The following is a 14461-nucleotide window of genomic DNA, read 5'->3' on the forward strand; positions in this document are numbered from 1 at the left end:
TTGTTGATCTCAGTTTTATTTCGTTATCGGGCCTGCTCCAATTGCTGCTCCAGTATATTTTCTAATACGGTTGCTGTGGCTCCCATCATACTTGCCTGCTGCCCTAAGGTAGAAAGCGCCATGCTGGTAGACTCACGAAGCTGTGCCATGCAATACGTGTTGATGGATTGCTGAATAGAGGTGGTGAGAAGCTGCCCCGCCTCCGCCATTTTGCCGCCAAGTATAACCAACTCAGGATTAAACAGCTGTATAAGTATGGCGATGCCTTTGCCCAGGTTCACACCGGTATCGGAGAGCAGGTTTATAGCAAACTGGTCGCCTTGCTGTGCCGCGCTGATAATGTGCTGCGGCTCCAGCTGCTCCAGCTCCTGTTCACTAAGTTTGCTTAAAATTGATTTCTGGCCGGCTTGTATACCTTCACGTGCCATGCGGGCTAAAGCTACGCCGGAGGCCAGTGTTTCGAGGCAGCCACGTTTGCCGCAGTGGCAAAGGGTGCCGTTCTCTACCAGGGGAATATGGCCGAACTCGCCAGCGAAGCCAGAAGCTCCGCCACGCAGCCTGCCATCCATCACCACGCCTGTACCCACGCCCCAGTCAATGGAGATGACCAGCACATCCTGCTTGCCTTTTGCCTGCCCGAAACGGAGTTCTGCCAGTGCCGCGCTTTTTACGTCGTTCTGAATAAACACCGGCTTGCCCAGCTTACGGCGCAGCAAGTCCTGCAGCGGTTCGCCCAGCACATCGGTACGCAGGTAGGTTCTGCTGTCGCCTTCTTTGCTGGCTACCAGGCCCGGCATACTTACTCCAATGCCTACTAGCCGCTGCTGGTCTATGCCGGAGGAGGTGATAAGCTCGCGCACCCAATCGCATAAAGCATCCAGGCCGCCCAGGTCTTCTGGTAAAGTATAGCTGTGGGTTTGGGTTGGGGTAACCTGGTTGTTGTTGTTGTCCATGATCGCCATGCGGGTGTTGAAGCGATCCATGTCGATGCTGAGGACGTAGAGAGAGTTGTTCCGTAGTCCGTAAAGATCAGGTTTGCGTCCGCCCACCGATTTGCCAAAGCCCTGCTTCTCCACCAGCCCCTCGGAGATCAGCTCACCTAATAACCCCATAGAAGTAGGAGAACTGATGTTGAAGCGAGAGCAAATGTCGGCATTAGTGCGGGCTCCTTTCACATACAAATGCCGGATGATCTTTACTTTCTGTAAAAATTTCTTCTTCTCAACATTGTTGAGGGTCTCCAGTTGGTCGGTATGTGAAGTTAAGGTGCTCATGCACGTGACGCGTAAAACCTATCCATACAATATTACTAAGAGTTTTACTGAAGGCAAATACTTTTATAAAATATTTTTAGAAAGTATTTTTTCAACCTAAAAAATCTGCTTTATGTTTCAGGCTCTTTACAATTTAATCGTCTCTAAAATTTAAGCAGAAAAGCGGTTAAATAGAATAAGCTTCTTTACACATTTAGGAGGTGTTACCGGTATGTTTTTTATAGTTAAGTGGTTATGCTATTTTGGTTAGCAGGAAAGGCAAACGGTGCTTTCAGCTAGATAACTCGAAGCGCCTGTAACCGCGCAGGAAGAATGCGGCAGCAACAATAAGTATAAATCCGACCAAGGTGAACCGGTGAGGAAGTACCATCAGGTAGGTGAGCAGGAAGTAGAGCAGGAGTACGGCCAACATATACTTGTGTATGTTGGCCTGCAACGTATAAAGTATAGCCGTGAAGAGAACGAGCACCGCCACGGCCAGCAAGTATAGGCTGATCAGTTCTGGCCACGTAAAATGATCCGCAGCGTGTAAAAGTATAAAAGCAAACTCAGGCAACAGCAGAAGTATAGAAGTGCAGGTAAAAGCAAAGAACACACGAATTACTGGCAGCGGAAGGTTGCGGTGAAAGGCCATCTCTGTTTCAGTGAAGATGACACTATAATATACCAGCACAGCCTGCGCCACCACCGGAATCGGAAAAAACATCAGAAATAGCGTCTGATCAAAATGCTTGTTAAGCTGCCAAAACCCAAACAGCACTAACACCGACATCAGCTTAACCGACAGCAGCGCTACCTTACGCTTGTTAAGAAGGTTGGCTATTTGTAACGCGATAAGGCTGGTGCCCCCGATATGCAGATGCGGCAATGCAAGCAACAGCGGTTTTCGGTTATAACAATGCAGGGTATATTTCATCAGCCAGGCTCCGGCAGTAACCGCTGCCAATAAGTACAGCGCCAAACAAACTGCAAGTATACTTTCGGCCTCCGCTACTGCCACATACATTACAGGCCCGGCATAAGCCAGAACAGGCAGGAAAAGCAGCAGCGCAACGGGCAGCAACAGCAGCCACTGGCGTGCTGCCGGTAGCGCTTGCAGGTTCACAAGAAAACTATTGGCGGGAGAGTGTATGCCCTTCAGAGCAAAACGAATGCATTTTACAAAGTATAAAAGCCACAGCAGGCAAACAGCCACCATAAAAACAGCAGCGTGCACCATAGCCTGTATCAAGGTAAGGTGATAGGAAATAAGTTGGCCGGCTTCCACTACTCCGAAAAAGAAGAAGAAAATGAACAGGAAAAGGCCCGTGTTGAGGCGGTAAAATGGCAGCACCAGCGTTTTTAAAAGCAGCTTAAGCATGTGCGGCGGCTTGGTGCAGGTTAGCTGATTTTATGTGCAGCAAAGTATACGGCAGCACCTGCGCATCTAAAGGCTGATGGGAGGTGATGATAAAGGATGCACCTTGGCGGTGGATAAGTAAAATATGCTCAAGTATGGTTTTGGATGCGGCGGCATCTAAAGTGGTTAGGGGCTCATCCAAAAGTATAAGTTGCGGCTCGCCCACAAAAGCCAGCAACAGGGACAGCTTCTTGAGCATGCCGCTGGAGTAGGTGCTTGTTTTGTTGCCGACCCAGGTTGCCATACCTAAATTTTGCAGCAGCTCTTTTGTTTTTACCTGTATGCCGCCTTTGGTGCGGCTGTAAAACTGCAGCAGTTCCGCTCCGGTGGCAAACCCAGGAAAAACAGGCTCTGCCTCTGCGTAACTCACCAGCCTGCGGTACTGCACAGGTTGCCGTTGTTGGTCTGTTCTGGCTACGCTTACACTTCCTGTAAAAGGCACCAGCCCGGCCAAAGATTTCAGCAGCGTGGTTTTACCGGAGCCGTTTTCTCCCTGCAGCCAGTACAAGCCGTGCGGCAGGTGCAGTTCGGGTATCTCTAAAACAGGCGGCTGGCCATGGTATCCTTTGCTGTAATGCTTTATGTGGAGCATTTAAAGTATAGCTTTTATTAAATATAACTGATTCTGCTGCTATAAAGTATGGTTGCTACAAAAAAAGCCGCTCCTTTATAAAGGAGCGGCTTTTTCATATTCAAAAATTGCTGGTTACTTATCCCACCACAGCTGGCCGTACAAGCCGTCGGTTCCGCCGAACTGGCGCTGCACCGCTTCGTTGTAATTGGCGGCATTGTTCTGCGCCTCCAAATCAGGGTACATTTGCCTGGCTGGTACAGCGGCTCCGCCTGGTGCTACCAGGTTATCTGGGTAGCCGGTTCTTCTGTACTCAGCCCATGCCTCGTATCCGTGCATAAACAGGTGCACCCAACGCTGTGTGGCAATCTGCTCTATGGCGCTAGCCGGGTCGTAAGCTATTTCTTCCTGCGCTAAAAGCTCGTCTACACCTGCTGTACTGCCCGTCCACTGCTGTACCGATTGTGTGATGGCTTGGTTGTAGTTGGCTTCTGCCTCCGCGTCTCCACCCGCAATCCAGCCGCGTTTAGCAGCCTCGGCCTTTGCAAACAGCACCTGCGCATAAGTTACCAGGTAGATAGGGGCATCCTGGGCATAAATAGCTTGCCCAAGAAGGGAATAATCGTCAGTGTTCATGCTTTTGGTTTCTCCAAAGTTGAGACCGACATATGCACCTGTTTTTCTGGCCGGCTGACCGTAAACTTCCAATCTTGGATCATTAACCGGTTTCATCTCATCCACCAGCGTTTCTGTAAGTGCCCACCACTCGCGGTTCGATGCCACCCACTGGCCGTACCAGTAGCTTTGGTTGTTTGCTTCGGCAAGGTGTCTGAACACCAGGTTGTCAGCATTGGATGCCATCACGCCGCCCTCCAGCGCCTTGTTAAACTCTGCACTGGCCTTAGCCGGATCAACCTCTGACAGACGCAGGGCCATCAGCAAGCGGATCGTGTTGCCCAGCTTCTGCCACTTGGCCATGTCACCACCATAAATGATGTCGTTGCTGATGCTGCCGGAAACAATCTGCTGGTCCGCCTCATCCAACAAGGCGAAAAGGCTGTTGTAAATAGATTCCTGAGAGTCATACTTTGGCGTGAAGTTTTTCGATCCCTGCAAGGCTTCTGTGTAAGGCACATCGCCCCAACGGTCGGTGGTGTGCCAGAAGTAATATGCTTTCAGGATCTTGGCCACCGCCAGCTGGTTAGCCACCGGGCCTTCGTTGCCGTCCAGGTCTTCAGCGTTATCGAGCACTGCCTGCAGGTTCATCAGCGGGCCCTCGTAAAGCCAGTAAAAGCTGCTGCCGCCGGCAGGGTACAACGATGCGGTTACATACTGCGTCTCGGCCAGGTACTGCGCCATAAACTCACCGGTTGGCGAAGAGCTTAACGATGGAAGTGAAAGCGCCGCATTGGCAATAAGCTGTGTACCCGAGGCCTCGCTCGGAAGGTTTGGGTTTACGTTCAGATCGTCGAAATCCTCGCAGCTCCACAGCCCAAGGCACGACATCATTACGATATATATTTTCTTCTTCATAAAAGCTCAGAATTAAAATGTAATGTTTAAGTTGATGCCGTAAGAGCGAACTGTGTTCAGCTGCCCCGACTCATACCAGCTAATGTTTTGGCCGCCGGTTGAAAGCTCTGACGGGTCCAGTCCCTTTGGTGCTTTTTGCCAAATCATAGCCGGGTTGCGGGCGATAAGCGCGATGCCCATGCTCTGAACTGGCAGGTTGCCAAGTATGGATTTATCCAAGGTATAACCTACACGCACTTCGCGCAGCTTTACATAAGAAGCATCGTAGAGCCAGTCTTCGTAAATTCTTCTGGCGGTGGTGCCATAGTAAGACTGCGGGTTGACATACACCGTCGTCTCCTGGCCGCTAACATCAATTCCGTTAATCACGGTGCCCGGTCCGTAAACGCCGTCTACTCTTACGCCGCCACCGTCTTCCACAGCGTCGCGCACATTCATGCCTTTGTCGTTGGTGGCAACCGTAATCGGGTCTAAGCCCGTTCTGACAGCAAGCATTTTAGAGCGGCTGAAGAACTGGCCACCCACCTGGAAATCTACCATGGCGCCTACATCAAACTTCCATACTTTAAAGGAGTTCTGGAAGCCACCTGTCAGGTCTGGCAATACGCTGCCAAAATTATGTGTGGCGGTAGTGTACAGCGGCAAACCATTAGCACCTAGCAAGATTTTACCTGTGGCTTCGTCGCGCTGGTAAGCCTGGCCTACCAAAGATCCAAACCGCTCGCCTTCGTAAGCATACAGGTAACTAGATGTGCTGGAGTAAGTGGTTGAGCCTAATAGGTAGGCGTCAATGCCAGGGTATAGCTCTACTATCTTATTCCTGTTTCTGTTCAGGTTAAAGATAGCATCCCAGGTGAAGATCTCACTCTGAACGGGAGTTCCGGTCAGGGAAAGTTCTATACCCTTGTTCTCGATCAGGCCAGCGTTAACAAACGTAGCGCCGTAACCGCTTGCCCCAGATACAGGAAGTATGATCGTTTCGTTCTTGTTTCGCTGCTGGTAATAGGTAAAGTCTACTCCAAATCTGTTTTGGAAGAATTTCAGGTCTATGCCTGCCTCATAAGACCTGCCGAAGGCGGGCTGGATATTTGGGTTATTGAGGGTGTTAGGAACCGTAAGCGTGTTTACTCCATTGTAAATTCCGCCTACACCATAATCAATTGATGTTCTGTAAACACCCACATCTGAGCCGGCCTCGGCATAGCTTGCCCTGAACTTACCAAACGAAAGTGGATCCCAGGATAACAGTTCGCTAAACACAAAGCTGCCTGAAAAGGACGAGTACCAGTAAGGGTCAGGAAGGGTAGAGGAGTGGTCTCTTCTGATGGAGGCATCTACAAAGTAGGTATCCTTATAACCTAATGACACCAGGCCGTAACCGCTTGCTATTTGCTTTTGGGCTTGGTAAGATGGGTAAAATTCCCTGCCGCTGGTTGGTCGGTCTATAGAGGCGGCCAGGTTATAGTACCCAGGAGTAGATAAACCTCCAGAGGTTGCCTGTGAGATATAGCTGTAGTCAAGATCAAACAAGTTGCCTCCCAAATGGCCGTTTAAAGAAAAGTCGCCCCATTCTTTCGTGTACTGGGCCATCAGTTCATAGTTAGTCTCACGGTTTTGGTATTTAGCAACAGAATAGCCCGGTATATCCTTGCCGCCGAAAGCCGTTCTGGACTCTATACTTTGGGTATACATATCGTTGCGGATAAAGCCGCTCAGTTTCAGGTCTGGCAATAGCTGGTAGCTAAGCCCAATGTCGCCAAACAGTCGGTCCCGGCTGTCGTTGGTGGTGTTCTCGTAGGCCTCGAAGAAAGGGTTGTTCCAGTACAGCGGCTTATAGTTTGTAACCTCACCGGTAGTGCTGCTAGGTCTTCTGAGGTTCCAGTGCAGGAAAGTGCCATCGTCATACTTATAGTCTCTCAGGCGGTTCATGTCCAGGTTGCGCTGGAACCATTGCCCCAGGTAGCGGGAGCCGTCTTCGGAGCCCTGCGCCGGACGCTGGGCGCTGTTGCCTGCATAGTTGATGTTGGTAGAGGCCGTCAGTTTTGGAGACAGGTTAATGCCAAGGCTTGCACCAATGTTGTGCCGTTTCAGCCAGGTATTTGGCTCCACACCCTCAATACGCGTATCATTTGCGCTGATGCGGTAGTTGGTTTTGTCGCTGCCGCCTGTAATGCTAACGCCGTTGTTTAGGGTGTGGCCTGTTTCGTAGTAGTCTTCAATGTTGTCAGGATGAGGCACAAAAGGCGTTAGTTGGCCAAAAGTAGGGTCCTGCGGGTAAAAGCTGAAGATCTGGCGCACCATGGTACCGTCCATTTTGGGTCCCCAGCTTTCGTCATAGGAGATGTCTACATACTTTTCGCCGTTCGGCAGGGTTCTCCAGGTTTGGCTTCCGCCGCCGCCGTACATGTTCTGGTAAGGCATAATGTTGCCTACTTTTTCTATCGAGAAAGCAGAGTTTACTTGTACCGTAACTTTATCTGATCCAGGTGCCCCTTTTTTAGTTGTGATCATGATAACACCATGCTGACCACGGATACCATAAAGCGCGGAGGCAGCTGGCCCTTTCAGCACGTTAACAGACGCGATATCCTCCGGGTTGATATCCTGGGCTAAGTTGCCAAAGTCCACTCCGTCGCTGCTGGCGTAGTTGCCGTTGGAGATAGGTGTGCCGTCCACTACAATGAGAGGCTGCCCTCCGCCAGTCAGGGAGTTGACACCCCGTATCTTAATTTTCTGGGTACCACCCATACTTGCGCCCGATGAGCCGGTTACCTGCACACCAGCCACTTTGCCAGCCAGTGAGCCAAGTACGTTCTGTTCTTTGGTCAAGGTTAGGTTCTCTCCGCTTACTTCCTGTGTGGCGTAACCCAGCGAACGCTCGCTTCGCTCAATGCCAAGCGCAGTTACCACCACCTCTTTCAGTTGCTGGTTATCGAGGTTAAGCTGTACATTAATTGTGCGCTGGTTGCCCACTTGCACCTCTTTTACCTCATAGCCCAGGAAACGGAACATAAGAATTGCGTCGGCACTCGGCGCATTAAGCTGATAGGTGCCGTCAGCGGTGGTGGTAACACCGGTTGTGGTGCCTTTTACAACCACACTGACACCGGGCAGCGGCAGGCCGTTATCTGCACCGGTTACTGTGCCGCTCACGTTAACCTGCTGGGCAAAGGCGGAGCCGCACCAACAGACTAACACCAGCAGGAGTAGGAATGGGTAGTTTTTTCTCATAAGTGTTTAGGTTAGATTATAAAGATTAGTCCTTGTAATATAGCCATTTAAAATATAGATACAAACAAGTAGTTATAACAGCTTTATGTAATTTGTAAATATTTTAATAATTAAATATATTCTGAGGCGAGGGAAAGCATGTTTAGCTCTAGCTTTTTATTGAAAAACCATGGCCTTTAAGCAGGTTTGTAAGCGCAGGTTTGAAAAGAGGTTGTAACAAAGGTTTTGAATATATATGCCTTTTCGCTTATTTAAGTGTTTCAACTGAAGCGCCAGACCTATGACCTTAAGTAAGCTAGTCTCCGGATGTGGAGTTTTCTGTTACCTGCTACTGGCGGTAGCCTGTAGCAGCAGGGTGCCTGCTGTTACGGCTGCGGCTGAAAGCTTCGGTCCTGCCGAGGTTAAGCGAGAGGTGGCGGAGGCAGAGCAGCGGCTGCAGAGTTTTGTGGGATTTGCGCTATACGACCCGGAATTGGGGCAGATGGTAGCAGAGCACAATGCCGATAAGTACTTTGTGCCAGCTTCCAACACGAAGCTATTTACGTTCTATGCCAGCCTGAAAATGCTCGGCGATTCTATTCCAGCCTTAAAGTATGTCAGTTGGGGCGATTCGCTTATTTTCTGGGGTACCGGTGATCCTACGTTCACGCACATGGACCTGAAAAACACGCTGGCCTACGATTTTCTCAAGAACCGCCCGGAGAAAAAGCTTTATTACGTGGATGCCCCTTTCAGCAGTACGCCCTTTGCCACCAACTGGGGCTGGGATGATTATAATTATTACTACCAGCCGGAGCGTAATGTTTTTCCCGTTCACGGCAACATCATCAAATTTTACAAAGAAGAAGGGCAATCCTTTACAACGACTCCCTCATACTTTAAGCAGAATATTGTGGTAGATGCCGCTGCCGCACGTGGTGGTAACGCTTTTGTAAGAGGGTGGCGCACAAACAAAATCACATATCGCCCACGGTATGCCGCCGCTAAATTCTCTATAGAGGTGCCGTTTATCACCTCTCCCGAAATGGTGGTAACACTGCTGGCAGATACGCTGCAGCGGGATGTGGAGCTCCTGAAAGCCGCTGTGCCGCAGGGAGGCAAGATTTTCTATGGCTTACCGACTGATACTGTACTGAAGCGCATGCTGCAGGTGAGCGATAACCTGATGGCCGAACAGCTTTTGGCAATTTGCTCCGGCACCCTCTCCGATACGCTTTCAGTTGAAAATGCGATAAAGCACGTAAAAGCGACCTACCTGGCTGACCTGCCTGATGAACCTGTATGGATAGACGGCTCCGGCCTCTCTACCATGAACATGTTTACACCGCGCAGCATCATCGCCCTGCTTCAGAAGCTAATGCTGGAGCGGCCGCAGGAGGAGCTGCTGCCTATGCTGGCTGTCGGGGGGCGGCCCGGCACTTTCCGAAATATCTATAAGGCTGAGGTGCCTTTTGTGTTCGGTAAATCCGGCACTTTGTCGCATGTGCATAACCAGAGCGGCTTTATCATCACGAAGAGCGGGAAGCTGCTGCTCTTCAGTTTTATGAACAACAACTTTAAAGCGCCAACTGCTGATATCCGTAACGAAATGGTGCGGATCATGACAGAGGTGCACGATAAATATTGAGAAAGTTAAAAAAGTTAAAGAGTTAAAAAGTTAGAGGGTTAGAAAGTTAAAGAAGACGTATTTGTCTTGATCATAATCAAACTTTTTACTTGAAATATAAGCTCAAACAAGCAACAAATAAGAATCTATAAAAAGCATTTATACTTAAAACAACTGCCATGAAACTCACCATCCGGTCTTTTGACCTGCCGCTTAAACATACTTTCACCATCTCTTACGACTCCCGCGATGTGCAGCCAACCATGATTGTGGAGCTGGAGCAAAACGGACATAAAGGCTATGGCGAGGCCACGAGCAACCCTTACTACGGCTTCACGATTGAGAGTATGACGGCAGCGCTGGAGAGCATCCGCGAGAAGATTGAGGCGACAGAACTGGAGAAGCCGGAGGATTTCTGGGCGCAGATGCAGCCACACCTAACCGACAACCCTTTCGCGCTTTGCGCCCTCGACATGGCAGCCAACGACCTGTACGGCAAACTGAACGGCCAGCCGCTCTACAAGCTCTGGAACCTGAACCCAGACAACAACCCGCTTACCGATTACACAATCGGTATTGACTCCATAGATAACATGGTGAAGAAGCTGAAAGAAATGCCGTGGCCAATCTACAAAATTAAGTTGGGCACGAAAGAGGATGTGGCCATTATAAAGGAGCTGCGCAAGCATACCGATGCCGTTTTCAGAGTAGATGCAAACTGTGCCTGGGGTGTGGAGGAAACCATTGAAAACGCAAAGCAACTAAAGCCGCTGAACGTGGAGTTTATTGAGCAGCCGATGCGTGCAGACGATCTGGAAGGTATGAAGCAAGTATACCAGCAGTCGGTGCTGCCGCTTATAGCGGATGAGAGCTGTATTACTGAAAGTGATGTAGCCAAATGCCACGGCCACTTCCATGGGGTTAATGTGAAACTGGTAAAATGCGGCGGCCTGACACCAGCGCGCCGTATGCTGCAAGAGGCCCGCAAGCTGGGGCTAAAGACAATGGTAGGCTGCATGACAGAATCTTCGGTGGGTATTTCAGCGATTGCACAGCTGCTCCCGATGCTGGATTACGTGGACATGGACGGGGCTATTTTGCTAAGCAAGGATATCGCCAGCGGCGTCACCATCGACTTCGGCAAAGTACATTACAGCAAAGTAAACGGAACAGGAGCCGAACTACTAGGTTAATGAGTGCGCCAGCCTACACCGACCACCTGCCGGGGCGAGCTGTAAAACTGAATGGGGAGGAGTTTCTCTACTGCAGCGGCACGTCTTACTTAGGTATGGCTTGCAACGAGGCGTTTCAGCAGCTGGTGCTGGAGGGAATGCGGCGCTACGGTACGAATTACTCCAGCTCACGGCGGTCTAATCTGCGGCTACAAGTATACGGGCAGGTGGAGGAGCAGCTGGCAAGTATAAGCGGTGCCGAGGCGGCGGTTACCATGTCGTCGGGCTTTTTGATGGGGCAGACGCTGGTACAGGCGCTGCATAACTTCGGCACAGTGCTTTACGCACCGCACGCGCATCCGGCGCTGTGGCTGAACGATAGCGCCGCTTTACAGGCCAATTCAAATACGCCTTTTGAGATTTGGGCCGAACTGGTGGTGCAGGAGATGCGGCAGTCAGCAGAAGAGGCGTATGTGCTAATCTGCAATGCCCTGGATCCGCTGCTGGCTAAAACGTATACTTTTGATTGGGTGGCGCAGCTGCCGGCGCAAAAGCGAATCATACTTGTGTTGGACGACTCGCATGGGTTTGGCGTTTTGGGGCCCAATGGAGTTGGGATTTACCCGGAGCTGCGCAAGTATAAAAATGTGGAACTGGTAGTGGTGAGCTCATTCGGAAAGGCAATGGGCGTGCCGGCAGGTTTTATACTTGGCTCCCGAAAAATTGTGGAGTTGGTAAAAGCCAGTCCATACTTTGGCGGAGCCTCACCGGCCATTCCGGCTTACCTGTATGCGTACCTGCAGGCAGGGGAGGTGATAAAAGAGGCGAGAAAGCAGCTGGTGCAGAACATTCATGATTTTTTAAGCCAACTGCAGAAGCCGGACGAGCTGTTCAACTACATTCCGGATTACCCGGTTTTCAGCACGCAGCACAAAAGTATGGCAGCGTACCTGCACCAGCGCCGCATCCTGGTTTCCAGTTTTCGGTACCCTACAGCCGAGAGCGATCTTGTAAACCGGGTTATACTCAGCAGCCTGCATACCCCCGAAGACCTGGAGCGGCTAACAGAGACAATAAACCAATTCTCTTCAAAATTTGTCGTAAATTAGGAATTCATACTTTAGATGATCTCACATTCAAGCATCAAAAAAATATTAACTAACCTGCTGTAGCACCTGCTTGCAGCGGCATGCCAATAAAATATGATGAAAAAAAATTACCTGATTTTTGCCCTGGGTTTCCTGATGGCCTGTACATCCGGAAAGGAAACGGCTACCACTGCCGATGCTACCATGGCTCCGCACCTGGAGTCGGTGCGAGAACAGTTTGCGCCTGATAAGCGGGTGGCACTTTTTAAAGTGGAGCAAAGAGGCAATGTGCTGGCCGGCCAAACAAATATGCCGGAAGCAAAACAAGACTTGCTGAAGAAGCTGAAAGAGGCAAACATAAGCTACGTGGATAGTATTGAGGTGCTGCCAGAGGCGGAGCTGGAGGGCAAGAACTATGGCGTTATAGCGATTTCGGTGGCCAACCTGCGCTCAGAACCAAAGCACCCCGCCGAGTTGGCTACACAGGCAACCATGGGCACGCCTGTGCATGTCCTGAAGCAGGAGCGCGGCTGGTATCTGGTGCAAACCCCGGATAAATACCTGGCATGGGTGGATGAGAGAGGCGTAAGCCTGATGGATAAAGCCGCTTTTGATGCCTGGCAGAAAAGCCCGAAACTGCTGTATACCAAGCCTTACGGATTTGCTTACGAAGCCGCTGAAGCCAACGCTGGCACCGTTTCGGACTTAGTTTATGGCGATGTGCTGGCGCTGCAGCAGAAGCAGGGCGATTTTTATGCGGTTACTTTCCCGGATGGCAGAAAAGGTTTTGTGCCTGCCGCAGAATCGGTGAAGTATGAGGAGTGGCTGGCAAGCCGCAAGCCAAACGGTGATAACCTGGTGAGCACCAGCAAGCAACTGCTTGGCTTGCCATACTTGTGGGGCGGTACTTCTTTTAAGGGTGTGGATTGCAGCGGCTTTACCAAAACAGTATACTTCATGAACGGCCTCGTGCTGCCACGCGATGCATCGCAGCAGGTACACATCGGTGAGCTGGTAGATACATCCAACGGCTGGAACAACCTGCAGCCCGGCGACCTGCTTTTCTTTGGGGTGCCAGCCAAGGAAGGAAAGTCGGAGCGTGTTGTGCATGTGGGCATGTGGATCGGTGGAAACCAGGAGTTTATACATTCAGCTGGGAGGGTACGCATCAGCAGCATGAACCCAAATGCAGAGAATTTCGACGAACCGGAGCTGAAACGCTTTTTGCGTGCCAAGCGCATCACACCTGCAGATGCTGTGGTAGATTTGCGCAGGACAGCTTTGTATCAGTAAATGATATTTTAAGCAACAGGAAAACATACAGGAAGAGGCGCAGTAACTGCGCCTCTTTTTTTTTGCCCGTTTTTCAGGTAAACAAAATCTGTAGTCGCTCAGGCACAGCACCTAAACCTGATGACCAGGTATTACCGCGTCAGCTCCGGCAGTTTGTAAACTAAATCAGAAGTGGGGCAGAGCTCCGGGAATTTTTTGAGCTCCTGCAGCAGCTCAGTTAGGAAAGGCTGGTTGTTGGCAGTGTTACAGAAGCAAACGATGAGGGCATCGAGGTGCGGCAGCCGGATTACCAAATTTGTGAAGCCGGAGGTGTCGCCGCTATGGAAGAACTCGCTGTTGCCGTGGCTGACTTCTGCAAGAAACCAGCCCATGTTGTAGTGCCAGCCGTTGGCTTCATCTATCGTTGCCTTGTACGTCTTTAGTGGCTTATTTATGTTAAACAGTTTGGCATCTGATAAAGCTTTGTGCCACTTCAGGTAATCCTGCACCGACATGTAAATGCAGCCGTCTCCTCGGGTGGCGGTTCCTATATTCTGATCTGTAAGTATGAATTGTCCTTCGGATGGGGATTGCCTGTAGCCCAGGGCGCGATGAGGTATGGTGCCAGTCGCTTTGTAAAGTACGGAGTGCTTCATGTGGAGGGGGGCAAAAATGTGCTCCTCTAAAAAATCTGCATAATTAGTGCCCGACACCCGCTCTACCAGTAGGCCCAGCAGCACATAAGCGGTATTGCTGTAGCGGTACAGGGTGCCAGGGGCAAAGAGGGGCTCCTGCTGTGCAGCGGTTATCGCCAGCACATCCTCATCAGTAAGCTGTTCGGTTTGGTGCCCGCAAATGTGCTCTTCAAAATCGGGCAGCCCGGAAGTATGGTTGAGCAGGTGCAGCAGCTGTATACTTTTAAATTGTGTTAGCTCCGGAAAGTATAAATTTAAATTGTCGTTTAAGTGTAGCTGCTGCCGTTGCGCCAGCAGAAGCAGGCACATGGCGGTAAACTGCTTCGAAACAGAGGCCAGCCGAAAAGTAGTGTCAGCGGTGATTGGTGCGCCTGTTGCCAGATTGGCCAAGCCTGCGCCAGACATAAAAACTTCATCTTTACGGGCCACTAACAAAGCGGCTCCAGGAGTGCGGCTGGAGAAATGGCGATTGGTCAGGTTGTCAAGAGCTGCTTGAATGGCGTGCATATCTAAAGTACAAGGTGTTGCTGCTGGTCAAATTTAGAAAACCTGAAGTATACTTTCGCACCTCTCTTTGTTTAGGTGAGACTGCAAACCTGAAAAAAAACTGGCTTGTGTTG

At 50.5% G+C, this 14461-nt stretch carries 10 protein-coding genes; 4 read left to right on the forward strand and 6 right to left on the reverse strand.

The features are described 5' to 3' along the window. Nucleotides 1-23 precede the first annotated feature (23 nt). The 5 genes from Q1B04_RS01860 to Q1B04_RS01880 form a co-directional block, all read right to left on the reverse strand. Nucleotides 24-1274, reverse strand: a complete 1251-nt coding sequence (locus Q1B04_RS01860; RefSeq protein WP_299754818.1) for an ROK family transcriptional regulator — start codon at nucleotides 1272-1274, stop codon at nucleotides 24-26. 271 nt (nucleotides 1275-1545) lie between these two features. Next, nucleotides 1546-2634: a hypothetical protein gene (locus Q1B04_RS01865; protein ID WP_299754820.1), complete on the reverse strand. Its 1089-nt coding sequence runs from the start codon at nucleotides 2632-2634 to the stop codon at nucleotides 1546-1548. Then, nucleotides 2627-3265 carry an ABC transporter ATP-binding protein gene (locus Q1B04_RS01870; RefSeq protein WP_299754822.1) on the reverse strand — a complete coding sequence of 213 codons (639 nt, stop codon included), beginning with the start codon at nucleotides 3263-3265 and terminating at the stop codon, nucleotides 2627-2629. Before Q1B04_RS01870 ends, Q1B04_RS01865 begins: the two co-directional genes overlap by 8 nt. A gap of 114 nt (nucleotides 3266-3379) precedes the next feature. Next, complete coding sequence (locus Q1B04_RS01875; protein ID WP_299754824.1) at nucleotides 3380-4777, reverse strand: SusD/RagB family nutrient-binding outer membrane lipoprotein; 1398 nt, start codon at nucleotides 4775-4777, stop codon at nucleotides 3380-3382. 12 nt (nucleotides 4778-4789) lie between these two features. Beyond that, complete coding sequence (locus Q1B04_RS01880) at nucleotides 4790-8008, reverse strand: SusC/RagA family TonB-linked outer membrane protein (protein ID WP_299754826.1); 3219 nt, start codon at nucleotides 8006-8008, stop codon at nucleotides 4790-4792. A 280-nt stretch (nucleotides 8009-8288) separates the two neighbouring features. Here Q1B04_RS01880 and Q1B04_RS01885 point away from each other — a divergent pair, with 280 nt between their 5' ends. From Q1B04_RS01885 to Q1B04_RS01900, 4 genes are all read left to right on the forward strand, one after another. After that, nucleotides 8289-9635 carry a D-alanyl-D-alanine carboxypeptidase gene (locus Q1B04_RS01885; RefSeq protein ID WP_299754828.1) on the forward strand — a complete coding sequence of 449 codons (1347 nt, stop codon included), beginning with the start codon at nucleotides 8289-8291 and terminating at the stop codon, nucleotides 9633-9635. 158 nt (nucleotides 9636-9793) lie between these two features. Then, the gene (locus tag Q1B04_RS01890; RefSeq protein ID WP_299754830.1) at nucleotides 9794-10807 is read left to right on the forward strand and encodes a dipeptide epimerase; all 1014 of its coding nucleotides are present in this window, start codon (nucleotides 9794-9796) and stop codon (nucleotides 10805-10807) included. Next, nucleotides 10807-11895 carry an aminotransferase class I/II-fold pyridoxal phosphate-dependent enzyme gene (locus Q1B04_RS01895; protein WP_299754832.1) on the forward strand — a complete coding sequence of 363 codons (1089 nt, stop codon included), beginning with the start codon at nucleotides 10807-10809 and terminating at the stop codon, nucleotides 11893-11895. The genes Q1B04_RS01890 and Q1B04_RS01895 overlap by 1 nt, the downstream gene beginning before the upstream one ends. 93 nt (nucleotides 11896-11988) lie before the next feature. Beyond that, nucleotides 11989-13167 (forward strand): C40 family peptidase, encoded by a 1179-nt coding sequence (locus Q1B04_RS01900; protein WP_299754834.1) that lies wholly within the window; start codon nucleotides 11989-11991, stop codon nucleotides 13165-13167. Between the two features lie 131 nt (nucleotides 13168-13298). Here the strand turns inward: Q1B04_RS01900 and Q1B04_RS01905 are convergent, their stop codons facing one another. Then, entirely contained in the window at nucleotides 13299-14348 is a 1050-nt protein-coding gene (locus tag Q1B04_RS01905; protein ID WP_299754836.1) for a serine hydrolase domain-containing protein, read from the reverse strand. Nucleotides 14349-14461 lie beyond the last annotated feature (113 nt).

The sequence above is a fragment of the uncultured Pontibacter sp. genome, assembly GCF_947495565.1.
Lineage (GTDB): Bacteria > Bacteroidota > Bacteroidia > Cytophagales > Hymenobacteraceae > Pontibacter.